General features: G+C 65.5%; 17 protein-coding genes. 11 read left to right on the top strand and 6 right to left on the bottom strand.

Going from position 1 to position 22,307, the window contains the following annotated elements:
* Positions 1-2: 2 nt before the first annotated feature.
* Both G6N14_RS02455 and G6N14_RS02460 read left to right on the top strand, forming a co-directional pair.
* Entirely contained in the window at positions 3-1,337 is a 1,335-nt protein-coding gene (locus G6N14_RS02455; RefSeq protein ID WP_163787010.1) for a glycosyltransferase family 4 protein, read from the top strand.
* 60 nt (positions 1,338-1,397) lie between these two features.
* The gene (locus G6N14_RS02460; protein ID WP_085135533.1) at positions 1,398-7,739 is read left to right on the top strand and encodes a type I polyketide synthase; all 6,342 of its coding nucleotides are present in this window, start codon (positions 1,398-1,400) and stop codon (positions 7,737-7,739) included.
* Between the two features lie 14 nt (positions 7,740-7,753).
* On the opposite strand, the gene G6N14_RS02465 is transcribed toward G6N14_RS02460, so the two are convergent.
* Both G6N14_RS02465 and G6N14_RS02470 read right to left on the bottom strand, forming a co-directional pair.
* Positions 7,754-8,464 carry an acyltransferase gene (locus G6N14_RS02465; RefSeq protein ID WP_085135532.1) on the bottom strand — a complete coding sequence of 237 codons (711 nt, stop codon included), beginning with the start codon at positions 8,462-8,464 and terminating at the stop codon, positions 7,754-7,756.
* Positions 8,465-8,848: 384 nt separating this feature from the next.
* Positions 8,849-9,562 (bottom strand): acyltransferase, encoded by a 714-nt coding sequence (locus G6N14_RS02470; RefSeq protein WP_085135531.1) that lies wholly within the window; start codon positions 9,560-9,562, stop codon positions 8,849-8,851.
* 228 nt (positions 9,563-9,790) lie between these two features.
* Here G6N14_RS02470 and G6N14_RS02475 point away from each other — a divergent pair, with 228 nt between their 5' ends.
* Positions 9,791-10,531 carry an FkbM family methyltransferase gene (locus tag G6N14_RS02475; RefSeq protein ID WP_085135530.1) on the top strand — a complete coding sequence of 247 codons (741 nt, stop codon included), beginning with the start codon at positions 9,791-9,793 and terminating at the stop codon, positions 10,529-10,531.
* A gap of 91 nt (positions 10,532-10,622) precedes the next feature.
* A complete protein-coding gene (locus G6N14_RS02480) occupies positions 10,623-11,366 on the top strand; it encodes a class I SAM-dependent methyltransferase (RefSeq protein ID WP_179960799.1) in 744 nt (247 codons plus the stop codon).
* Between the two features lie 30 nt (positions 11,367-11,396).
* Here G6N14_RS02480 and G6N14_RS02485 read toward each other — a convergent pair whose 3' ends face one another.
* Entirely contained in the window at positions 11,397-12,044 is a 648-nt protein-coding gene (locus G6N14_RS02485) for a hypothetical protein (protein ID WP_085135529.1), read from the bottom strand.
* Positions 12,045-12,191: 147 nt separating this feature from the next.
* Here G6N14_RS02485 and G6N14_RS02490 point away from each other — a divergent pair, with 147 nt between their 5' ends.
* From G6N14_RS02490 to G6N14_RS02520, 7 genes are read left to right on the top strand one after another with little or no spacing between them, the layout of a single operon-like run.
* Positions 12,192-13,331 (top strand): glycosyltransferase family 4 protein, encoded by a 1,140-nt coding sequence (locus tag G6N14_RS02490; protein WP_163787012.1) that lies wholly within the window; start codon positions 12,192-12,194, stop codon positions 13,329-13,331.
* A gap of 24 nt (positions 13,332-13,355) precedes the next feature.
* On the top strand, positions 13,356-14,315 hold the full coding sequence (locus tag G6N14_RS02495; RefSeq protein WP_085135527.1) for an NAD-dependent epimerase/dehydratase family protein: 960 nt from the start codon (positions 13,356-13,358) through the stop codon (positions 14,313-14,315).
* A 25-nt stretch (positions 14,316-14,340) separates the two neighbouring features.
* Entirely contained in the window at positions 14,341-15,198 is an 858-nt protein-coding gene (locus tag G6N14_RS02500) for an SDR family NAD(P)-dependent oxidoreductase (RefSeq protein WP_085135526.1), read from the top strand.
* A 1-nt stretch (position 15,199) separates the two neighbouring features.
* Positions 15,200-16,177 (top strand): Gfo/Idh/MocA family protein, encoded by a 978-nt coding sequence (locus G6N14_RS02505; RefSeq protein ID WP_085135525.1) that lies wholly within the window; start codon positions 15,200-15,202, stop codon positions 16,175-16,177.
* Positions 16,174-17,157: a GHMP family kinase ATP-binding protein gene (locus tag G6N14_RS02510; RefSeq protein ID WP_085135524.1), complete on the top strand. Its 984-nt coding sequence runs from the start codon at positions 16,174-16,176 to the stop codon at positions 17,155-17,157. The genes G6N14_RS02505 and G6N14_RS02510 overlap by 4 nt, the downstream gene beginning before the upstream one ends.
* Positions 17,154-17,870, top strand: coding sequence for a nucleotidyltransferase family protein (locus tag G6N14_RS02515; RefSeq protein ID WP_197747340.1), 717 nt, complete (start codon positions 17,154-17,156; stop codon positions 17,868-17,870). Before G6N14_RS02510 ends, G6N14_RS02515 begins: the two co-directional genes overlap by 4 nt.
* A 3-nt stretch (positions 17,871-17,873) precedes the next feature.
* Positions 17,874-18,218, top strand: coding sequence for a hypothetical protein (locus G6N14_RS02520; RefSeq protein WP_085135523.1), 345 nt, complete (start codon positions 17,874-17,876; stop codon positions 18,216-18,218).
* Here G6N14_RS02520 and G6N14_RS02525 read toward each other — a convergent pair.
* The 3 genes from G6N14_RS02525 to G6N14_RS02535 form a co-directional block, all read right to left on the bottom strand.
* Positions 18,204-19,352 carry a DUF2511 domain-containing protein gene (locus tag G6N14_RS02525; RefSeq protein ID WP_165756879.1) on the bottom strand — a complete coding sequence of 383 codons (1,149 nt, stop codon included), beginning with the start codon at positions 19,350-19,352 and terminating at the stop codon, positions 18,204-18,206. The two genes, G6N14_RS02520 and G6N14_RS02525, sit on opposite strands and share 15 nt — an antisense overlap.
* A 349-nt stretch (positions 19,353-19,701) precedes the next feature.
* Complete coding sequence (locus G6N14_RS02530) at positions 19,702-20,862, bottom strand: O-antigen ligase family protein (protein ID WP_163787017.1); 1,161 nt, start codon at positions 20,860-20,862, stop codon at positions 19,702-19,704.
* Positions 20,863-21,000: 138 nt separating this feature from the next.
* Positions 21,001-22,194 carry a YveK family protein gene (locus G6N14_RS02535; protein WP_163787018.1) on the bottom strand — a complete coding sequence of 398 codons (1,194 nt, stop codon included), beginning with the start codon at positions 22,192-22,194 and terminating at the stop codon, positions 21,001-21,003.
* Positions 22,195-22,307: the final 113 nt, after the last annotated feature.

The following is a 22,307-nucleotide window of genomic DNA, read 5'->3' on the forward strand; positions in this document are numbered from 1 at the left end:
TCATGCGCATCTGCATCGTCAGTCTCAACTATGAGCCGGAGGAGTCCGGTATCGCTCCGTATACCACCGGCATGGCGGTAGGCCTGGCCGAGCGAGGGCACGACGTCGAGATTCTCACCGGCCTGCCGCATTACCCGCAGTGGCGCGTCAACCCGGCATACCGTGGCCTGTCCGGAACCCTCAAAGCGATAAACGGGGTTGTCGTACGACGTTTCGCGCACTACGTGCCCGCGGAATCTACGCTGCGCAACCGGCTGAAGTTGGAAGCCAGCTTCGGTGCCCGGGTGGTGTCGGCGGGTTGGAGCAAGCCGGAACTTGTGCTCACCGTCAGCCCGGCACTGGTCGCCAGCGCGATGGTCATCGCCCGGGCGAGGGCTGCCGGCATTCCGGTGGGCCTGATCGTTCAGGACCTGTACGGCAAGGGAGTGGTCGAGACTGCTTCCATGCCTGCGCGGATGGCGGCGCTGGCAGTGCGGTTTGAAGGTGCTGTCCTGAGTAGCGCGACGGGAACAGCCGTCGTGCACGACCATTTCGCAGACGCGGCGATCAAGATGGGCGTGGGTCGCAAGCGAATCGTCGTCATCCGGAACTGGACGCACATCGAACCGCCCCAGGCGGTGAACACGTCGGAAGTGCGCCGCAGGCATGGATGGCGGTCGCGGGAACGCATCGTTTTGCACAGCGGGAACATGGGTTTGAAGCAGGGCCTGGAAAATGTTGTCGCTGCGGCCCGATTGGCCGACGAACGTGGTGTCGACATCCGGTTCGTGCTGTTGGGTGACGGCAACCAGCGCAAGTGCCTGCAACAGTTGGCCAAAGATGTGCAGCGGCTGGAATTCAAGGATCCGTTACCGGCCGACGAGTATCGCCAGGTGCTGGCGTGCGCTGATGTTCTCCTGGTCAACGAACGGCCCGGTGTGGGGCAGATGGCGGTACCGAGCAAGTTGACGTCCTACTTCTCCGCGGGCCGGCCGGTCCTGGCCGCTACCGACGCCAACGGTGTGACCGCTGCGGAGGTCCGGGACTCGGGGGCCGGGCTCGTGATCCCCGCCGGCGATCCCGCGGCTCTGCTGGGGACGGCCGTTGGTCTGGCTGACAGCGCGGAATTCGGAGTGGGGCTTGGTCGTTCCGGCCAGCGCTACGCGCAGCGCCTGCTGAGTCGGGAACGGGCGCTGGACGCATACGAAGCCTGGTGCCACGGGTTGACCCGCACTCCGCCGGTTGCAACGCAGTATCGCGGCAACGGTTCGGCTGCCCGGGCTACCCGGCACCGACCGTTTCGCCGCCTGCCGGTAATGCCGGCGCGCGGGGATCTCAAACCGGCGTCCGGCACCTGACAGCGATGCCGACCGAGGGCATCCGAGCGTGAACCCCTTTCATCAGAGAGAGGAATCGACATGATTGATGTCGCTATCGTGGGGATCGGTTGCCGGTTGCCGGGCAAGGTGAGCGATCCCAACCAGCTGTGGGAGTTCCTGCTCTCCCGGGGAAGCGGGATTGTCGAGGTGCCTGCGGACCGTTGGAAACTGGACCGCTACTACGACCCCGAGCCGGACATGCCCGGCCGGATGTACGTTCGCAGCGGCGGGTTTTTGCAGGAATCGTTGTGGGACTTCGATCCCGAATTCTTTGGGATTGCGCCGGTAGAAGCCTCGATCATGGACCCTCAGCAGCGGCTGCTGCTGGAGGTCAGCCAGGAAGCGATGGACGACGCCGGGGTTTCCGGCCGGGTAGCCGGCCGGCCGGTCGGCGTTTACGTGGGCGCCTTCACCGCCGACAACATGACGATCCGCCGCCAGCCGCTCAGCCGGACCGCGATAAATTCCCACACTGCCACCGCGGGCTCGTTCACCATGCTGTCCAACCGGATCTCCTACGTCTATGACCTGCGTGGACCGAGTATGACCATCGACACGGCCTGCTCGTCTTCGCTGGTCGCCTTGCATGAAGCCACCCAGGCGATCGCTCGTGGCGAGATCGAGTTGGCTCTGGTCGGCGGGGTGAACGCGATGCTCACCCCGGAGACCTTCATCGAGATGTGCAAGGGCCGGTTTCTCTCCGCGGACGGACACTGCAAAACCTTTGATGCCGCCGCCGACGGTTATGCACGAGGCGAAGGAGCCGGAATCATCGTGCTCAAGCCGCTTGCGGACGCGACCCGCGATCAGGACCGCGTCTATGCGGTCATCCGGGCCACCGGTGTCAATCAGGACGGACGCACATCGGGCATCACGGTGCCCAATCCCCAGGCGCAGGCAGACCTCATCCGGCGGGTGACCGCGGAGGCGGGTCTTCGGCCCGAGCAGATCGGTTACCTCGAGGCGCACGGCACCGGTACCGCCGTCGGCGATCCGCTGGAGATGGCCGCGCTGGGCCAGACCCTGGGGCACGTCGAAGGCCGCACCACCGACCTGGTCGTCGGATCGATCAAGAATTCGATCGGCCATCTCGAAGCCGCAGCCGGGGTTGCCGGCGTGATCAAGGCGGCACTCACCCTGCACCACCGCCAACTGGCGCCGCAGGCCAGCCTGAACCAGCTGAATCCGGCCATTCCGTTCGACGAGTACCGCCTGCGGGTGATCACCGAGGCCGAAGCATTTCCGGCGGGGTACGCCACAGCGGCGGCGTCGGTGAACGGCTTTGGCTACGGCGGTACCAACGCGCACGCGGTGCTGGTGGAGGCGCCCAAGCCGCCCCGGGCGGCCGTTCGGAGGGCCCCCGCCCGGGTATTGCCGGTGTCCGGTCGCAACGCCGACGGCGCCCGTCGGCTGGCCGAGGAGTTGTTGCCGCTGGTCGCCGATCCCAGCGTGGATCCGGTTGCGTTGGCCGACACCATGTGGTCGCGTCGATCGCACCGCCATTACCGGTTCGCCGTGCCGTTCGGTGACCGCGACGACCTGCTTGCCCGGCTGACCTCGGTGGCCGATGGCTCGGTGACCGGCGGCCGTACCGTCACCGAGGGCAGGGCCCCGGTGTTCGTCTTCAGCGGAATGGGTCCGCAGTGGTGGCGGATGGGTCGCGACCTGCTCACCGCAGGCGGGCCCTTCGCCTGTGCCGCAGCCGAGGTCGACGAGTTGTTCGCCGATCTGGCCGGCTGGTCGTTGATCGACGAACTGCGCCGGGATGAATCCGATTCCCGGGTGGCCAGCACAGCCGTCGCTCAATCGGCGAACTTTCTCGTACAGATCGGACTGACCGCAGAGCTGGCGCATTACGGGGTCGTTCCCCAGGCGGTCGTCGGGCACAGCGTCGGCGAGGTCAGCGCGGCCTATGTCAGCGGCATGCTCAGCCTGGACGACGCGGTCAAGGTCAGCTACTACCGCTCCCGGCTGGCCACGCTGGCCGTCGGATCGGGAGGAATGCTCGCCGTGGGCCTCAGCGAGGCGGAGGTGCTGGACTGGATTGCCGGCCGGGCCGACCTGTGCATCGCCGCGGTGAACAGTCCGTCGGGGGTGACGCTGGCCGGCACCTGCTCGGCGATCGCCGAATTGCGGGAGACACTGAACAACGCAGGTGTCTTTGTCCGACAGCTCCGGGTGGACGTGCCGTACCACTCGCACCTCCTGGATCCGCTGCTTCCGCAGCTGAGCCGTGAGCTGGCCGGTCTGGAGCCGGAGACGCCGAGTGTCGCGCTGTATTCGACAGTGACCTCCGCCCCGGTGACGGGACCGGACTGGGGGGCCGAGTACTGGTGTGAGAATGTCCGTCGGCCAGTGCGATTCGCCGGCACTCTCGCTGCGATGATCGACGACGGTGCGCGCGTGTTTGTCGAGGTTGGCCCGCACCCGGTGCTGTCGGGCAACATCCGGGAGAGCCTGCTTGGCGCGGGTGTCACCGGAACCGCTGTCGGGACGCTCAAGCGAGACGCCGACGACGCCGTCAGCATTCGCACCGCCCTGGCCGATCTCTACGTCGCGGGTGCCCTGAACACCGAGCATGCCCCCGGTGCCTCCGACGGTCTGCCCGCCCACTGTGCGCTGCCGGTGCACCGGTTCCAGCGGCAGCGGCTGTGGTCGATGGACCAGCCGGTGGTCGACGGCTACCTGGGTACCGGCGACGCCCGGGTGCTGCCGGGAGATCTGATCGATGCGGGTCAGCCGGAATGGCGGACCGAGTTGGCCACCGCTCGACTGCTCTGGTTGCGTGACCATGTCGTCGCCGGCGCGGTGGTGCTGCCGGGAGCGGCCTACCTCGATGCCGCGCTCGCTGCGGCGGTCCACATCACGGGCCGGCCCGCCCCGGCGCTCGACGGTGTCCGGTTCATCGCGCCGCTGGTGGTGGAGGACACCGAGCTCGCCACCATGCGGCTGACCGTGGAGTCATCCAGCGGCCGGTTCACGGTCAGCTCACGAAACGGTTCGGCCACCGGCTGGACCCGGCACGCGTGTGGACGCATCGTGGACGGCCTGCTGCGGCCGACCCTTGGGGTTGCCCAGCTCACCGGCGCGACCGCCGTCACCGCCGACGAGGTGTACTCGCAGCTGGCCGACCGCGGCCTGAGCTACGGCCAGGAGTTCCGGCGAATCGTGGAAGCCCGGGTGAGCGCCACGCAGGTGGTGGCCCGTGTCGATGCCGCCGGAACCGGCGTCGCCGCCTCCAACCATCAGGCTCATCCGGTGGTGCTCGACGCCGCCCTGCAGTGCGTCGCGCTTTTGGTCGATGCCGGCCAGGCCGACGCCGGCGGGGCCGTTGTGCCCGCCGCGATACAGCACGTCCGGCAGTTCGCCGCCATCCCCGATCAGGTCATGGTCGGCGTCACCCGCGTGACGCCACAGCCGGGCGAGGCGGAACTGGTCGCCAATGTTGTGCTGACCGATCCGGAAGGTCACGTGGTCGTCGAGCTGCACCGGGCACAGTTCCGATCGATCAGCCCCGGTGCGCCCGCGCGTGGCGAACTCGAGCGGCTATGGATCGAGCCGGTGTTCGAGCCGCGCGAGGCCCGCGACACCGGTGGCCGAGACCAGACCGCGACCGGCGAGCGGGTGCTGGTGATTGCGGCCGGCCAGGAGTCGGCCGGGTGGGCCCTTCAGTACGCGTCCGCGCGGGGCACCCGGCAGGTACTCGTCGTCCGCGGCGGTGACCCGGAACGTATCTGCACCGATGCCGAAGCCGAACTGCGCCACGTGCTGAGTGCCGACCCGGCCGACACCCGCCCGCTGGTGGTGGCCGTGGTCGCGGTGACGGCACCCGGCGACGGTGCACCGCCGCTCAACACAATGCTGCGGGTCGGCGAGTTGCCGGCAATGCTGGCGGGGGCGGCCCGGGCGATGCAGAACGTGCAGGACGAGGCGATGCGCGACGGCGGGCTCGTACCGATGCACGGTTTGGTGATCACCCGAGGGGCGTTGCCGGTGCCGGGTGACGGGCAGGCGCCGGATCTGGCGGCCTCAGCCCTCGTCGGCGCTCGCCGGGTGCTGCGCAACGAGCAGCCACTGCTGAATTGGCGACTGATCGACCTCGATCACGACACCGCGCTGCCCACCGTGGTCCTGGAGTCTTTGGTCAGCGGTGCCCACGCCGACGATGCGGTGGACGAGGTCGCGCTGCGCCGGGACCGACGGATGGTGATCGTCAACCAGGCCGGCCTTGCCGGTCGACTCGAAGCGCTCGAAGCAGGCCGACCGTTGCACGACCCGGAGGCGAACTTCGAGATTGATGTGCCGCAGTCCGCGCAACTGGCCGATCTGGCGCTGCGGGAGATCCCGCGGCGAGCCCCGGGGCGGGGCGAGATCGAACTGCGCATCGACGGTATCGGGCTCAACTTCAAGGATCCGATGAAGGTGCTCGGCGTCCTCGGTGCCGACGAGCTGGCCGGCACCCACTTCGGGCTGGGTGTGGGAATGGAGGGCATCGGAGTCGTCACTCGGGTCGGTGCCGACGTCGATGAGGTCACCGTCGGCACGTCGATGTTGGTCTCGATCCCGGGGATGGCGAGCCGCTACGTCACCACCGCGGTGGACGCCGGGTCGATGGAACCCGCCGACGGCTTGCCCATGGCGGCCTGCGGCTCAGTGGTGGTGTTGATGACCGCGCACTACGCCCTGCAGCACGCCGCGCACGTTCAGCCCGACAACTGGGTGCTGGTCTCTGCCGGGGCGGGCGGCGTCGGGATGGCCGCGGTGCAGATCGCTGCCAAGGCGGGCGCTCGGGTGATCGCCACCGCATCCACCCCGGAGCGAGCCGAACTGCTGCGATCGCTGGGAGCCAAATACGTCGTCGACTCGCGCGCGCTCTCGGCGATCGACGAGGTACGCGCAATCACCGGCGGGCACGGAGCCGACATCGTGGTGAACTGCGCCCCGGGGGAGACGGTGGCGGCCAACTTGGAGGTGGCCGCCGAGTTCGGCCGGGTGGTCGAGATCGGTAAGACCGAGATCTTCGCCGGCCGGCTTGTCGACCTGGCGGTCTTCAACAAGAACCTCTCGGTGACCTCCATCGATCTGGACCGGATGATGGCGCACCGGAGGGACCTGCTGCGACAGGTACACCGCGAAGTGCTCAGCGCGCTCCGCGTCGGGGACTACGAGCTGCTGCTCACCCGCGTCATGCCGGCGTCACAGGTTGCGGAAGCCTTCGACCAGGTGGCCCGATCCACCCACCTCGGCAGGATCGTGTTGGACTTCACCGAGCCGGCGCCGCCGGTCAAACCGGCGCGGCCGGCCACCAGCATCCGGCCCGACGCGACCTACCTGGTTACCGGTGGTCTCGGGGCCCTCGGCCTGTGCACCGCGAGGTGGCTGGCCGCCAAAGACGCCGGCCGGGTCGTGTTGGCCGGCCGCCGCGGTGTGTCCGGCCCCGACCAGCAGGCCGCCCTGGACGCCCTGCGCGCCACCGGTTGCGACGTACGGGTCGAACAGGTCGACGTCGCAGACATGGCGAGCGTGCGGGGCCTGCTCGACCGGCTCGCCGATGGCCCGCCGCTGCGGGGGGTGTTCCACGCGGCCGGCGTCCTGGCCGACGAACCGCTCGGCGCGCTCAGCCAGCACGGCCTGAACGCCGTACTGCGCCCGAAGGCGCGGGGCGCGTTGATCCTCGATGAAGCCCTGGCCGACATCGAACTCGACCACTTCGTCCTGTACAGCTCGGTCAGCAGCCAGGTGGGTCTGGTGCCGCAACTCAGCTACGCCGCGGCCAGTGCCGTGCTGGACACCTTGGCCCACCACCGTTCCCGCGTCGGACGGCCCGCGCTGTCGGTGAACTGGGGAGCGCTCGCCGGCGGTATGGCCACCTCCAGCGAGTCGATTTCGGCCTCCTTGGCGCTGAACGGGCTGCGCCTGCTGCCGCTGGATGCCGCCACCGAGTATCTGGACGTGGCGATCGGGCTGAATCCGATCCAGGTGAGTGTCGTCGACATCGACTGGGGGGCATGGGGATCGATGCACCCCGCATCGGCACATACCCCAAGGTTCGCCGGCCAGGTGAACGCAGCCCGGGACTCCACTGCCACCAGCGATTCGGTACGCGCCCAGTTTGCCGCGATGCCCGACGAGCAGCGTGTTGCGACGCTCGCCGACGTACTGGCCGACCAGGTGGGCAAGGTGCTCGGCATCCCGGCAGACTCGGTCGACCGGCAGTCGCCGTTGCCCGAACTGGGGCTGGACTCTTTGTCAGCTGTCGAGTTGCGCGCCCGGATCAACGCGACGTTGGAGCTGGCGATCTCGGCGATGGAACTGAGCCGCGGCGGTGGGATCTCCTCGCTGGCTGCCCGCCTCGGCGATTATCTGGCCGTTGCCCGATGAACCGAATTTCGCTGCTACTCAAGATGAAACTGGGCGTCGTCGAAGGGGACGATCGGTGTGTAGTTGCACGCGCGATGCCAGAACTCCATGTCCTTGATCTCTCGGAGAAAGCGCGCGGGCGCACCGCCGTAAAGACCGGAGACCATGCCATCGCGATCCTTTGCCCTCGAGAGAACCGAACCCGCCGCGAGAACCGATCGCTCCGGTAGGTACGAGTCCTTGAGCAGGATGCAACCCGTGCCGGTCATCGCGTTCCGGCCCAAGATAACCCGGCCTGGCTTCGATGTGTTTTCCGCTAGATCGGCCTCGTGACTCTGGATGGTGCTCTTGATACCGCCCACGACTGCATATGGTCGGAGGATGACTTGTCCGGAGCAATCGACATAGTGGCGGTTGGTGATGTAACCGAATTCTCCGACTATGAGCTTGCCCACCAATGGGCTGTATCGCTGATATTCGGGGGCCGCGGTGAATTGATTGAATCTGCCGATCACACTCTGCGGACCCAACTCGATGCTGGAGAGCTGTTTGAAGATGTTGAAGCTCATGATCGCTGCGCCGTCGGCAATCGAGAAGCGCCCGCAATTGAGTACCAGGTTGGGTCCGATGGCGACATCGCGTCCGATGTGGTTACCCAGCGATCTTAGGATCCGTAGTTTGAAGTCACTGCTCGGTAAGAGCCAGGCGATCAATGAGAGCCATTTGTTGGGCCGACTTTCGGGCACGGCGCCTCCAATTTTCCGAGTTTCGTCAGGGTGACCAGCGGTGGGGTGCGAGTCGTGGAGGCCGCGCGGCAACATGTTATATCCCGCGGAAGTTGACGACGCCGAGGATGGCACCCGGACCCACCGCATTCGCCGATGTGTCGATAACGCCGTTGGACATCACCACAACTGCGACAGCACCCGGCAACGAAGCGGTACCCGGCGAACCCCGACGCAGAGCCGTCACCACGACCTCCCCCGAAGACTTCGGCTTGATGATGTAATTTCAACCCTTCGTTGTAAGCAGATTTGGCGAATGGTTTCCTGAGAAAGCGCCCGTCGGGCCGCGTGGCGCCAGAAGGGGCGGCGATCGTGGAATCCCGATCGCTCGCAATCGCTCTCGCGCTACTCCGCGCGCAGCTTTTCATCGTCGAACGGGACTACCGGCGTATTGGTCTCTGCGCGATCCCACCATTGGAGTCCCTCGATCTCTCGAATGAAATGTGCGGGCGCGCCGCCGTAAAGACCGCAGGCCGGCATCTCGTGCCCGGGCTTCGCCTTGGTGAGCACCGAACCGGCCGCCAGCACCGACCGTTCGGGTAGGTACGAGTCCATGAGCAGGACGCTGGCGGTGAAAGCCCCTGACGATCGGCCCAAGACGACGCGGCCGGGTTTGGACGTGTTGTCGATGAGATCGATGGAGTGGCTCTGGATGATGCACTTGACCCCGCCTATGGCCGAGAACGGCCGGAAGATGACCTGCCCGGAACAATCGACATAGTGGTGGTTGGTGATAATGCACGATTCGCCGAGCGAAAGCGTGCCCACAACTGGGCTGTACCGTTGATACTCCGGTGCCGCGGTGAGTTGATTGAATCTGCCGATGACGCTCCGCGGTCCCAGTTCGACGCTGGAGAGCTGTTTGAAGATATTGAAGTTCATGATCGCCGCACCGTCGCCGATCGAGAAGTTTCCGCAATTGAGTACAAGATTGGGGCCGAGGAAGACATCGTGTCCGATATGGTTGCCCAACGACCGCAAAGCCCACAGTTTGAAGCTGCCACTCGGTAAGAGCCAGGCGAATAACGAAAGCCACTTGTTGGGTCGATGAGCTGACATGACCCCTCCTACACCGATTTACTGTGACGTCAGTTTTGAGCGCCTGTGGTGGTGATAGCGTCGCGCCGACTCAGCGAAAAATGTGTGCGTGACCTATTCGGTGTCTGCTGCTTAGAATACGCGCATACGGCGTGACCGCCACCCCGTTAGTCGGGTCTTGGCAGGCCTCGCCGATCGGATTGACGTTAATCGGCTGCATAGCCGAGGCGATCGGAAAGGCGGCGCTGCATGAGGCGCTCGGCGAAGCTGATTGCGATCCTGCGAGTGGCGGCTTATCGAGCCGCGCTGTTGCGGCATGGGGTGGCGGCGGCCGTTGAACATGCAGTGGTGCTGGGTGCGCTGAAGCCGCGCACGGTGGTCGATGTCGGTGCCAATCGCGGTCAGTTCTCGCTCTTCGCCCTGCACACCTTTCCGGCCGCGACAATCGTCGCGCTGGAGCCACTTGCGCTGCCGGCCGCCCGCTTTCGCCGGGTCTTTGCCCGGCAACAGCGGGTCACGCTGCACCATGCCGCCCTGGCGCCGGGCAGCGGACAGTGCACCATGCACGTGTCGGGCCACGACGATTCGTCCTCTCTGCTACCCATCACCGCCACGCAGGGCCGGCTTTTCCGGGGCACCGGCGAGGTGGGCACCGAGACGGTCCGGACCGGCCCGCTGCGTGAGTTCGTCGACGGCAGCTCCATCGAGGAACCGGCGTTACTGAAGCTCGACGTCCAGGGCTATGAGCTGGAGGCGTTGCGCGCGTGCGGAGAGCTGCTCGAGAAGTTCGAGTACATCTGTGCGGAGGGCTCATTCGTGGAGTTGTACGAAGGTCAGGTGCTGGCCGACGACCTGGTCGACTGGCTGGGCGAGCGCGGCTATCAGCTGGTCCGAAGCTATGGCTCTGTCCATGACAAGGGTGGCCGAACCATCCAGGCCGACATGTTGTTCATGCGACGGCAGGACGGGCATCGTGGTGCACCCCAGTGATGTGGGTTCCCCACCGGGGCCGTATTTTGCTGCTGCGTAACAGCTTCGCCAAACGCGTGACCTCCGTTGTGCCCGGTCTTATGCTGATCCGGTGGCGACAACCGAGGAACTGTTGCAGCGCTTCTACCCGGAGTGCAAGGTCAGCGGTTTCAGCCACGTCGACGGCACGGTCGTATTTTTCACGCAGGTCGCTGCGTTGCTTCGGCCCACGGATCACGTACTCGACTTCGGTGCTGGGCGCGGCGAGCCGATCCTGGATGATGAGGTGCCCTACCGGCGTGACCTGAGCAACCTGAGGGGAAGGTGCGCGCAACTGTACGGGTGCGACGTCGACGAGGTCGTCCTCGACAACCCGTACCTGGACCACGCCGGGGTAATACAGCCAGAGGCCGAGTTGCCCTACGCCGACGACCAGTTCGATCTGATCGTGGCCCGGCACGTGTTCGAGCACATCGCCGATGCGGACCTCGTCGCACGGGAGTTGTTGCGGATCGTCAAGCCGGGAGGCTGGATCACCGCTGTCACACCGAACAAGTTGGGATACATCGCCTTGGGGGCGCGCCTGGTGCCCAACCGGTTCCACGTACGCGCCCTGAGAAGGGTGCAACCCGAGCGAAAATCGCAGGATGTCTTTCCCACGCGCTATCGGATGAACACGCGGCGGGCACTGCGGAAGGCGTTCGGCGGGGGCGCGGAGATTTTCACCGCCGGTTGGGCCTCCGAACCCGGCTACCATTTCGGGAACCCTTACCTGTACCGCCTGTTCAAGTGGGCGCATAAATTTTTACCGGCAGCGCTACAGCCGACACTTCTCATTTACATCAGAAAATGCTGAGTCGTTAGATTTATTAACTGATATCTGCGATCATCGGGGCCGGCTCTCCGCCCAGATTTCAGTGAATCCAATCCGTGAATCCGTCAGGCCGTGCTTTAACGATATTTCGAATGTCGCGAACGGTCCTGCCCAGTCGGCGATGCGGTGATCCCTGACTATCTCCTGCCGGCCGTCTGGTAGATCGATGACTGCCCGCTCGCCCCGCAGTTCGACCTGGGTCTGGTGGACGTGCGTGCCGTCCTGTTCGAGCGGTACACCGAAGTCCTGCCATCGCAGCGTCTGCAGCCCGTCCGGTGCCGGCCGATCGGGTGGCCAGACACCGAAGGTCCACAGGTTTGGTGCGATAACCAAATGCACTGGAAATCCTGGGTATAGCGGATGCTGCGAGACCAGCAGTGCCATCGCGCCGGGAGTTCCGCCCCGCGGGGTGAACGTCCAGCGAGCGCCGATGGTCGTGATGGGCGCACCCAGGCTCGCCGACGTGTAGTAGCCGGCCGCGCAGCCGTCTACCGTGGACTCGTTCGTCAGCCTGCCGCCCACGACCTTCAGTTCTGTGGACGTGTCATCGGGCGGGTTGGTTGTCCGCAGGGCTGGGCCGGGGCCGAAGTTCTCCGGTGCCGGACCGTCCGGAAGGACTTCGAAGTTCAACCGCGCCGCGACGGCGTCACGGTCGCTCATTGGCGACCGTGTGTTCTCGTCGGGGGCGTGACAGCCTGAATTGCACGCATCAGCGGTCCTTTCCGCTCGATGATAATCACCGCGGCAACGAACCGCCATAAACAAGTGTGTTCCCTAAACTGTTGGCGACCGTTAGCATATATCGGGATGAGAATCGTCATCGACAATGTCTCACCGGGGGACTCCACGTCGGCCGGCGCTATCGGCGGGATGCGGACGTACCTCGAGAGCATGCTGACGGCTATGTTGAGGGTCGCCCCGCAGCATCGCTTCGTACTTCTGACGCCGGAGTGGAACGCCTCCTTCGACCTGCCGCCCGATCCGCACCTTGAGGTTGTGCGGTTGCGCTCGGTGCCGCGCACCCGACTGAGGCGGGTTCTCTACGAACGGACTGTCTACCCGTCGGCGATCCGTCGCACGGGCGGTGATGTCTACCTGGGTATCTGCAACACCCTGCCGCCACGCCTGCCGATGCCGTCGGCGGTGGTGATCCAGTCGACACAGTTCAAGTTCGTTCCGGAGTCCTATGGCTTCCTGCAGCGGAACTACCTGCGCTGGGGGGTGGCCAAGGCGGTGCGCCGGGCCGATGCCGTCATCACCGTATCGGAGCATTCCCGACAGGACGTGATCCGTTGGCTCGGTGTGGATCCCGAGAAAGTCCACGCGGTCCACCACGGCCTCATTTTCACTCCGAACGACAACAACCGTCCGGCGCCGAAGGCCGCACGGCCATACATCCTGTGCGTCGGGGCGTTCTACCCCTACAAGAACGTCTTTCGCCTCATCGAGGCATTCAGCATCCTGAGGCAGGACGGACTGCCCCACGACCTGGTGATCGTCGGCAGCGACACCCCGGGAATGTCGCGCGATGATCTGGCCCGCCACGCCATGGCCTTTGGGGTGGACGACGCGGTTCGGCTGCCGGGACGAGTGCCGCGGGACGACTTGGAGGATCTCTACACCGGTGCCGATGTCTTCGTCATGCCGTCCCTCTACGAGACATTCGGACATCCGGTGCTCGAGGCCATGGCGCTGGGATGTCCGGTGGTGGCGGCCCGCGCCTCCAGCCTTCCAGAAGTCGTGGGTGACGCCGCCGAGCTGGTAGATCCCACGAGCGCGGAGTCCATCGCCCGTGGGCTGGTCGACGTCGTCACCGTTCCCGATCGCCGAGCGCAGCTGGTGAGCTTGGGGAAAGCCCGCTTGAACGCGTTCTCGTGGACGACGACCGCCCAAAAGACAGTGGAAGTCCTGGAAACGATCGCGGCTCGGCGCAATGTCGAGTCTTGAGACGCGCCGGCAAAAGGCCGGCGGATGAAAGCCTTCGTGACCGGCGGGGCGGGATTCATCGGCAGCAGCCTGGTGGACCGGTTACTGCAGCGCGGAGACGACGTCGTGGCTTACGACAACCTGTCTACCGGCATCGACGAGTTCCTGACTGAGGCCAGGAAGTCTGCGAGCTTCTCCTTCGTGCAGGGCGACGTGCTGGACGAGGAGACCCTGGCGCGGGCCATGAACGGTGTGGACATTGTCTTTCACCTGGCCGCCAACGCAGATGTGCGCTTCGGCACCCGGCATCCCCGCAAGGACCTGGAGCAGAACACCATCGCGACCTACAACGTCCTGGAGGCCATGCGCGGCAACGGAATCCAGAAGATCGTCTTCAGCTCCACCGGATCTGTCTACGGGGAGGCCACGGTGATCCCCACGCCCGAGACCTGTCCGTTTCCGGTGCAGACCTCGCTCTACGCCGCCTCCAAGCTCGCCGGCGAGGGCTTGATCTCGGCGTTTTGTGAAGGCTTCGGTTTCCAGGCCTGGATCTTCCGCTTTGTCTCGATCCTGGGCGAACGGTATACCCACGGCCACGTGTTCGACTTCTACAAATGTCTGCTGGAAAACCCCGGTGAGCTGCCGGTCCTGGGCGACGGCAAGCAGCGGAAGTCCTACCTCTACATCCAAGACTGCATCTCGGCAATCTTCACGGCGCTGCAGAAGGCACGCGACAACGTCAACGTCTTCAACCTGGGCGCAGACGAGTACTGCGAGGTGGATGACTCCATCGGCTGGATCACGGAGTCCCTGGGTTTGTCGCCCAGGCGCCTGTACGCCGGCGGCGACAGAGGCTGGGTCGGCGACAATCCGTTCATCTTCCTGGACACCAACAAAATTCGCTCATTGGGCTGGACCCCGGCGCTCACCATCCGGGACGCCGTCCTGCGCACCCTGACCTATCTGGAGGACAATCGCTGGCTGCTGGAAAGGCGCTCGTCGTGACGACGGGCCGGCCGGGGATGCCGCGATGAAGCTGGACGGCCGGGCGGCCGTGGTGACCGGCGGCAGCCAGGGGCTGGGGCTGGCGGTGGCGGGCGCCCTCGCGGCCGAGGGGGCCGACGTATTGATCTGCGGCCGTGGCGAAGAAGCCTTGGACAAGGCGCGTAGGCAACTGTCGGCCCGCACCGGCGGCAGGGTGGTGGCTGCCGTGGCGGATGTGTCCCGGCCGGAGGATTCCGAGCGCTTGGTGAGCAGTGCCCTCGACGCTTTCGGAAGGCTGGATGTTCTGGTCAACAATGCGGGCGTGTATGGGCCGATGGGCCTGCTCGAAGATGTGGACTGGGGCGAATGGGCCCGGGCAGTCGAGATCAACCTGCTGGGCACCGTGCTGCCCTGCCGGGCTGCATTGCGGCACATGAAGAATGCTGGGCACGGCAAGATCATCAATCTGTCGGGCGGTGGCGCCACGGCGCCGATGCCGCGCATCAGTGCCTACGCCGCCTCCAAGGCCGCGGTGGTCCGGTTCACCGAGACCCTGGCCGAGGAGGTCCGGCAGGACGGCATCGACGTGAACGCCGTGGCACCGGGGGCCCTCAACACGCGTCTGTTGGAGCAAGTCCTCTCCGCCGGGGCGGAACGGGTGGGAGCCGATTACTACGAGAAGTCGGTGAGGCAGAAACAGCAGGGTGGCGCGTCGATGGACTCGGCCGCGGCGCTGTGCGTCTTCCTGGCGTCCGCGCGCTCCGACGGACTGACCGGCAAGCTGATCAGCGCCGTGTGGGATCCGTGGGAGACCTTGCCCGCACATGCGACGGCGTTGGCCAAGAGCGACATCTACACGCTGCGGCGCATCGTGCCGAAAGACCGCGGCGAGGACTGGGGCTGAGATGGACGTCGCGGTCGTCGGCTGTGGACTGATCGGGCACAAGCGCGCGAAGCTGCTGGGTGCCCATCGACTGGCCGCCGCTGTGGACGCTGATCTCGGGAAGGCCCGGGCGCTGGCAGCGCTGCACCCCGGGGCCACCGCATCTACCGATTGGCGTGCCGCGGTCGCTCGCGCGGACGTCGACGCGGTGCTGGTGTCCACGCCCCACCACCTCCTGGCGGCGGTCGCCACCGCCGCGGCGGAGGAAGGCAAGCACGTTCTGGTCGAGAAGCCGGGGGCGCGCAGCGCCGCCGAACTGGCGCCCCTGGTGGAGGCAGCCCAGCGCAACCGGGTCGTCGCCAAGGTCGGCTTCAATCACCGGTTCCACCCCGCATTCCGCAAGGCGCGGGAGTACGTCGACGGTGGCGCCGTGGGGGATCTGATGTTCGTGCGCGGGCGCTACGGCCACGGCGGCCGGGTGGGCTACGACAGGGAATGGCGCGCGGATCCCTGCATTGCAGGCGGCGGTGAGCTGCTGGACCAGGGGATGCACCTGATCGACCTGTCGCGGTGGTTTCTGGGCGATTTCGCCCGGGTGGAGGGCTTCACACACACCTATTTCTGGGACATGCCCGTCGATGACAACAGCTTCATGGCGCTGCGCACGGCGGCGCAGCAGATGGCCTGGCTGCACGTCAGCTGGACGGAGTGGAAGAACACCTTCTCGTTCGAGCTGTACGGCAAGACGGGCAAGCTGCACGTGGAGGGCCTGGGCGGCAGCTACGGCACCGAGCGGCTGTCCTATTACCGGATGTCGCCGGAGATGGGGCCGCCCGAGACTGTCATCCATGAGTACCCGGGTCCCGATGAGTCCTGGGCGCTGGAATTCGCAGCTTTTACCCGCTCCATCACGATGGGCGAGGCCCCATGCGGGGGATTGGACGACGCCGTGAAGGCATTGGACGTGGTCGACACCATTTACCGAGCGAGCAAGCCGTGATCATCAGCCGCAGTCCCTTGCGTATCTCCCTCGGCGGCGGTGGCACCGACCTGCCGTCGTATTACCGGGACCACGAAGGGTTTCTGGTGGCCGCGGCCATAGACAAGTACGTGTACCTGACGCTGCACCAGACCTTCGGGCACGACATGATCATCAAATACTCCCAGATGGAGCTGGTGTCGTCGGCCGACGAGGTCCAGCATCCGATCATCCGCGAGGCGTTGAAGATGTTGGGAATCAATGAGACCAACCTGGAGCTGACCAGCATGGCCGACATACCGGCCGGCACCGGGTTGGGCTCGTCAGGCAGCTTCACGACGGCGCTGCTGAAGACGCTGCACACCTACCAGAAGAACCTGGTGCACCCCGAGGAGCTGGCGGAGCAGGCCTGCCATATCGAGTTGGACCTTTTGAAGGACCCCATCGGCAAACAGGACCAGTACATCGCGGCCTACGGAGGTCTGACCTGCTTCACCTTCCGCAACGACGGCAAGGTGGAGGCGGGCCCACTGAAGGTGTCGACGGAGACCTTGTACAACCTCGAGGACAATCTGCTGCTCTTCTTCACCGGCTACTCCCGCTCAGCGTCATCGATCCTGAAAGAGCAGGACGATCAGAGCAAGAAGAGGGCCGACGACATGCTCCAGAACCTGCACTTCGTCAAGGAGCTCGGTTTCAGGAGTCGGGACGCCCTGGAGAAGGGGGACCTCCATGAGTTCGGCCGCCTGATGAACACGCACTGGGAATTCAAGAAAAAGCGGTCCGGATCGATGTCGAACCCCAAAATAAACGACTGGTATGAACTGGCCCTCCGGAACGGCGCCGTGGGGGGGAAGCTGATCGGCGCCGGTGGCGGCGGATTCCTGATGTTCTACGCCGAGGACAAGGTTCGCCTGCGGCACGCCTTGATGGGCGCGGGCATGACGGAGGTGCGGTTCCGCTTCGACTTCGAGGGCACGAAGATCGTCGTCGCATCGTGACCGGACTTCCCCCCGTCGCGGTCCTGGCCGGCGGCTTGGCCACCCGCATGCGGCCACTGACGGGGTCGGTGCCCAAGTCCATGCTGGAGGTGGCCGGCGAGCCCTTCATCGCCCACCAGCTTCGGCTCTTCAAGAGACAGGGGCTGACGCAGGTCGTGCTGTGCCTGGGGCATCTGGGCGGGGCGGTGCAGGAGTTCGTCGGGGACGGGTCGGCTTTCGGACTGTCGGTTTCGGTGTCATTCGACGGGGACAGGCTGCTGGGCACCGCGGGCGCCCTGAAGAACGCCGGTGCACTGCTGGGAGAAGTCTTCTGGGTCGTCTACGGGGACTCCTACTTGGATATCGATCTGCGTCCCATCTGGGCGTCGTTCCGGTCGGACCGACGGCCGGCACTGATGACGGTGTGCCGCAACGAGGACAAATGGGACAAGAGCAACGTGCTCTTGCGGGATGGCCGAATCGTGGCCTACGACAAGAAAAGCACCGACCCCGCCATGAAGCACATCGACTTCGGGTTGCTGCTGTTACGCCGGCAGGCACTGGAGTCGGTACCGGCCGGACAGAACACGGATCTGGCCGACGTCTTGTTCTCCCTGGTCTGCCGGGACGCGGTGGCCGGCTTCGAGGTGTGCGAACGCTTCTATGAAATCGGCTCGCCTGCGGGCCTGCGTGAGACCGATGCGCGTCTGCGCCACCTCGGAAAAGAAAGATGAGCCATGCCCGTTGACGCCACTTCGATATTCTCCACCGACCAGCAGCTGTTCTACAGCATTGTGGCCATGAACGCGCTCTTCTCCTCGATGGCGTGGTGTGCTGCCAAGCCCAGCCGATGGTCGATAACAGCGGTCGTGGTGTCCGCGTTGATCTGGCCGTTTGCCGACGGGGCACTGGAAGGTGACGTCCTGCTGGCGATCAACAGCACCACCGGCATCACCGTATCGAACGTGTTTTCCTGCGTGGCAGTGGTATTCGCGTTCATCCAGACGATGCGGATCCGCGGCGCGGCGCGGCGCGATCATGCCACCGAACCGACTGCGGTCCCGCCGCTACTCCCGCGATAGTTTGAGCACCCGATGGTTGTCGGAGACGTAGACGTTGCCGGCGCGATCCACCGCCACACCGCTTCGGGGATTGCCTGCGCCGGTGCCGAACGCCAACTCCACCTGGCGGGTCGACTGGGCGGGCAGCTCGACCACCCGTTGGTGAAGACCGTCGACGACGTAAACGTTCCCCTTGGTATCCACCGCCACACCGTTGGGCGGATTCGGTCCGGTGAAACGGGTGAACGGGAGCTTCACCGGGGTGCTCGACCCGGCGAGCAGTTTCAGCACCTGGGCGTTGCCGTAACCGGTGAGGTACTTGTTGCCCGCCTGATCCACCGCAATCCCGGTGGGAGCTGTCAGCCCGACGAACGGCAGCTTCAGTTCGACCGGGGCCTTCGAACCGGCCATCAGGATCAGCGCCCGGTGGTTGCCGTAGTCGGTCACGTAGACGTTGCCGGCAACGTCGACTGCGGTCCCGGTGGGAGCTTTAAGGCCGGTGAACGGCAGCTTGGTCTGTTTTTTTGACTTACCTGACAGTTTCAGCACCGAGTTGCTTCCGTAGTCGGTGACATAGACGTTGCCGGCTTGGTCCACCGCCACGCTGTCTGGATTGAGCAAGCCGGTAAACGGCAGCATGGCCTGGCGATTCGATCCCACCGGCAGTTTCAGCACCCGCGCATTGCCGGTGTCGGCGACATAGATGTTGCCGGCGCGGTCCACCGCCACACCGCCCGGCCTGTCCAGATCGGTGAACGGCAATTCCAGCTGCGTCGTCTGCAGGTCGGCTTGCGGGCCGGCCGCATCGGCGGCGACCGCAGTCGACGGCGTGGCGTCGGGCTGGGGCGTTGTCGATGGCATATCCCACGGCGGCCCGCACAACTTGAGCCCTTCGTTGATCAAGTCGGTCATGGATGTTCGCGATACACCTGGGTTGCCCTCGTGTCCGCCCGCGGCGGCCAGCCAGATGTGCTCGGAATCCGGCTGCCAACTCTTATCCGTGGCCTTACTCGCCAGCGCGTTGAGCGCGTAGGTGTCGTTGGTGTCGGTGGAGGTGAAGGTGACAGCACCGCCATCGCACGCAAGGACTCCCGAGTCCACCTTCAAGGGCCAGGTGCCCTTGAAGGTGGACTTGTCGATCTTCTCGGCGTGCACCGCGGTATGGCCGCAGGCAGTTCCGCAACAGGCCAATAGGACAAGGATCGCGGCGATGAGCCCGACAGGTGGTGTGGTGCTGGACCATCGACCCGTGTTGGCCCTTCTCGGAGGCTGCGCCGGCACCGACCAGCGCGACACAGGTGCGGCGTTCACGGGTGTGGGCATCATTCGGAGATTGTTGAGCGCAACCACGCCCGCCACAAGCGTGATCGACTACCCTAATTCGGCCCGCGGGCCGGTAAGGTAGTCCGGTAATACCGGGCGGGTATGTGCGCCGGCGATGCCCGGTGTCCGGAGGGCAGAATCCCCTGGTGGCCCTGCCGCGGCCACCCGAGCGTGTCCGCTGTCAGCGGGACGAGGCCGTCAGGTTGGACTCCAGTTCCGGATCGGCGGCCGACTTCGGTTCGTACAGCATCAGCGGCAGTAGGGCAGCTATCGGCATAATGCCCAAAAAGTATGGTACGTAGACGGATTCGAAGACATTGATCGACAACACGCACGCGTAGTAGGTGAAGAGGTAGGGCAGTGCGGCACTCGCTGTCGTCGTCAGCTGCAGAATCACGCCGCCGACCACGACCAGCGCCCCCCAGGCGCCCACCGAGATCAATATGTCGTACCAACCGTTGTGGGGCGAGTAGTTGACATCGAAAAGTGCGTTCTGGGCGACCAGCCACCAGTAGCTCGGCCCATGGCCGAAGACCGGCGCCTGTCCGATCGCGTCACGCCCCGCCTGCCAGACGTAGCCGCGTTCGGCGTATGACGAGCCGCTGAATTTCACGAAGAGCGGGAAGAACGACGCGCAGAACCCGACGGCCAGGGCGGTGGATGCCACCCGCAGCTGCCACCGCAGGCTCGTCCTCGCCTTGATGAGCAGTAGCGCGACCGAGACCGTCACCAGCGCGAAGATCGCAGTCCTGCTCATCGCCAGCAGTTGAAAGGCCCCGACGCCGGCCAGCAGCACCATGCAGCGCCGCAGCGTCAAGGTCGCGCAGGCGAAGGGGATAAGCAGCACCGTCGCTATGCCGAGCACATTGCCGTTCGCCGACAATGGCGAGGTCAGCACCTGCGTGACGGCTCCGCACTTGTCGAGGCGACAGTGGGTCAGGACCCGGCCGGGGTTGACGATCACGGCCAGCGTCACAGCGGCCGACATCGCGAGCAGCGATACTTGCGCGGCCACGCTCAGCGTACGCACCGGTGTCACGCCCTGCTTGAGGACAACACCCATGAACAGTGCTCCCGCCATGATGAAATTGAGCACCTGCACACGCCCGGAGAACCAGACCGAGACGGCCGCGAACAGCAGTGAGGTGCCGATCAGCGCGGCGGGCAGGCTGACCTGGGTCCGTGACTCCCGCAGACCACGCACCACCCCAACCGTCGAACAGATCGCCGCGGGCGTGTACTGCAGGGCAGGAAAGAATCTGCCGGCCTGGTCCGGCGACGCCCAGATCAGAGGGCCGACGACATAGACGGTGATGAAGGGCCAGGCGGCCACCAGGAACACCCACAGCACAGTGAACCGATCTGCGCCCTGCAACAGGATGCGTGGGTCGCCGACCGCCACCCAGATCGATGCTGTTGCCGCCAAAAGAATCAGGATTGCCATCGCAGCGCAACGCCCCCTCGTCGTACCGCTCGTTCCCTACCCGATGCGTGCGCGCTCCACGCTGTCGCCGTCGGCGCTGGTGCGTTCGATCACCTTCGCGCTGTCGACAATCACCATCACCGCCAGCCGACCGTTCTCGTTGAGTTGGTCGGCGAAGCGCCGCAATTCGTCCCATCGCGAATCTGCCGAGATGATCCCGACGTGCATCGGCCGTGTCGCGGTGCCCACCGCAGCCAACGACATGGCCCGGCGTGCCGCGAGCCGGGACTCGGTGATGCGCAGCGCCAACAGGTCACTCATCAACACTTCCCAGCGGCTGTGCCGGCCATGTCCGTCGCTGTTGTGGGGCTTTCGGCTGGCGGCGACAATCAGCCAGCCCTCGGCATCGCCGAAGCAGGCTCGCAGGTACCGGAGCGCCGGACGTGGCGTCGCCGGGTGGGCGGCTTGGCGCTCCGGGGGGTCCAGCGAAATTGACGCGCCCGCTGCGACTAGCCGCTCGGCGATGCGATCCACCCCCTGGCTGAGCTGAGCCGTCTGTCGGTGCCTGGACCGCCGCCCCGCCAGGTGGGTGCGTCCGCCGACCTCGATCATGCCGATCACCGGCACGTCGCCGATGGTGCGCAGATCAGGCAGGTAACCCAGTTTTGGGTTGCGGCGTGCGCGGTAGCAGCTGGCCACCAGAGCTACCAACGCCAGCGCCAGTGCGGCGTTGACGATGTTGTTGGCTGTCCGCGGACGTGAGCGGTAGGGCGGGACGGCGGCGGGGTCGACGACTCGGACGTGAACGGCCCCTTGCTTTTCTAATTCCGACGCAGCGGTGACGAATTCCTGCGCGACGGTCACGACGTACTTGGTTGCCAGTTCACCGGTGGGTGCTGTGGCAGTGATATCGATCAGGGCCGTGTCCCGTGGCGACGTGATCGTCAGGTTGTTCCGAAGATCTTCGGCGGTGGTGGGCAGGCCGTAAACGACGACAGCTCGTTGTAGCAGCGCCGGACTGGTCAGCAGGGTCAGGAAGTCACGCGCCCGGCGTTGCGAAAGAAAGAGCGCGGCAAGGTCGGCGAACGGTCTTTGGTCGGGATCGGCGACAACGATGACGCGGGCGGTTGTGGTGTAGATGGGCTGCTGCCGCAGCGAATACGCCAGCCCCATCAGGGCACCGAGAAGGAGAGCGACGACGACTGCGCGGCGGCTGTCCAGCAGGACTCGGCCGAAGACGCTGAGCTGCACCCCCCACCTGCCTTCGACGAATTCAGTGGCGTTGGGACCATGCCATTGTGCGCCGCCAAAGCTTCCTCTGAACAGAAAACCGACCGATCGGCTCTGTGTTGGGTAGCATTGGG

The sequence above is a fragment of the Mycolicibacter hiberniae genome (genome assembly GCF_010729485.1).
GTDB classification, from domain to species: domain Bacteria; phylum Actinomycetota; class Actinomycetes; order Mycobacteriales; family Mycobacteriaceae; genus Mycobacterium; species Mycobacterium hiberniae.

Coding starts and splice junctions, on each gene's coding strand:
- G6N14_RS02455 (WP_163787010.1), top strand. CDS start 3: ATGCGCATCTGCATCGTCAGTCTCAACTATGAGCCGGAGGAGTCCGGT.
- G6N14_RS02460 (WP_085135533.1), top strand. CDS start 1,398: ATGATTGATGTCGCTATCGTGGGGATCGGTTGCCGGTTGCCGGGCAAG.
- G6N14_RS02470 (WP_085135531.1), bottom strand. CDS start 9,562: ATGTCAGCTCATCGACCCAACAAGTGGCTTTCGTTATTCGCCTGGCTC.
- G6N14_RS02475 (WP_085135530.1), top strand. CDS start 9,791: ATGAGGCGCTCGGCGAAGCTGATTGCGATCCTGCGAGTGGCGGCTTAT.
- G6N14_RS02485 (WP_085135529.1), bottom strand. CDS start 12,044: ATGAGCGACCGTGACGCCGTCGCGGCGCGGTTGAACTTCGAAGTCCTT.
- G6N14_RS02490 (WP_163787012.1), top strand. CDS start 12,192: ATGAGAATCGTCATCGACAATGTCTCACCGGGGGACTCCACGTCGGCC.
- G6N14_RS02495 (WP_085135527.1), top strand. CDS start 13,356: ATGAAAGCCTTCGTGACCGGCGGGGCGGGATTCATCGGCAGCAGCCTG.
- G6N14_RS02500 (WP_085135526.1), top strand. CDS start 14,341: ATGAAGCTGGACGGCCGGGCGGCCGTGGTGACCGGCGGCAGCCAGGGG.
- G6N14_RS02505 (WP_085135525.1), top strand. CDS start 15,200: ATGGACGTCGCGGTCGTCGGCTGTGGACTGATCGGGCACAAGCGCGCG.
- G6N14_RS02520 (WP_085135523.1), top strand. CDS start 17,874: ATGCCCGTTGACGCCACTTCGATATTCTCCACCGACCAGCAGCTGTTC.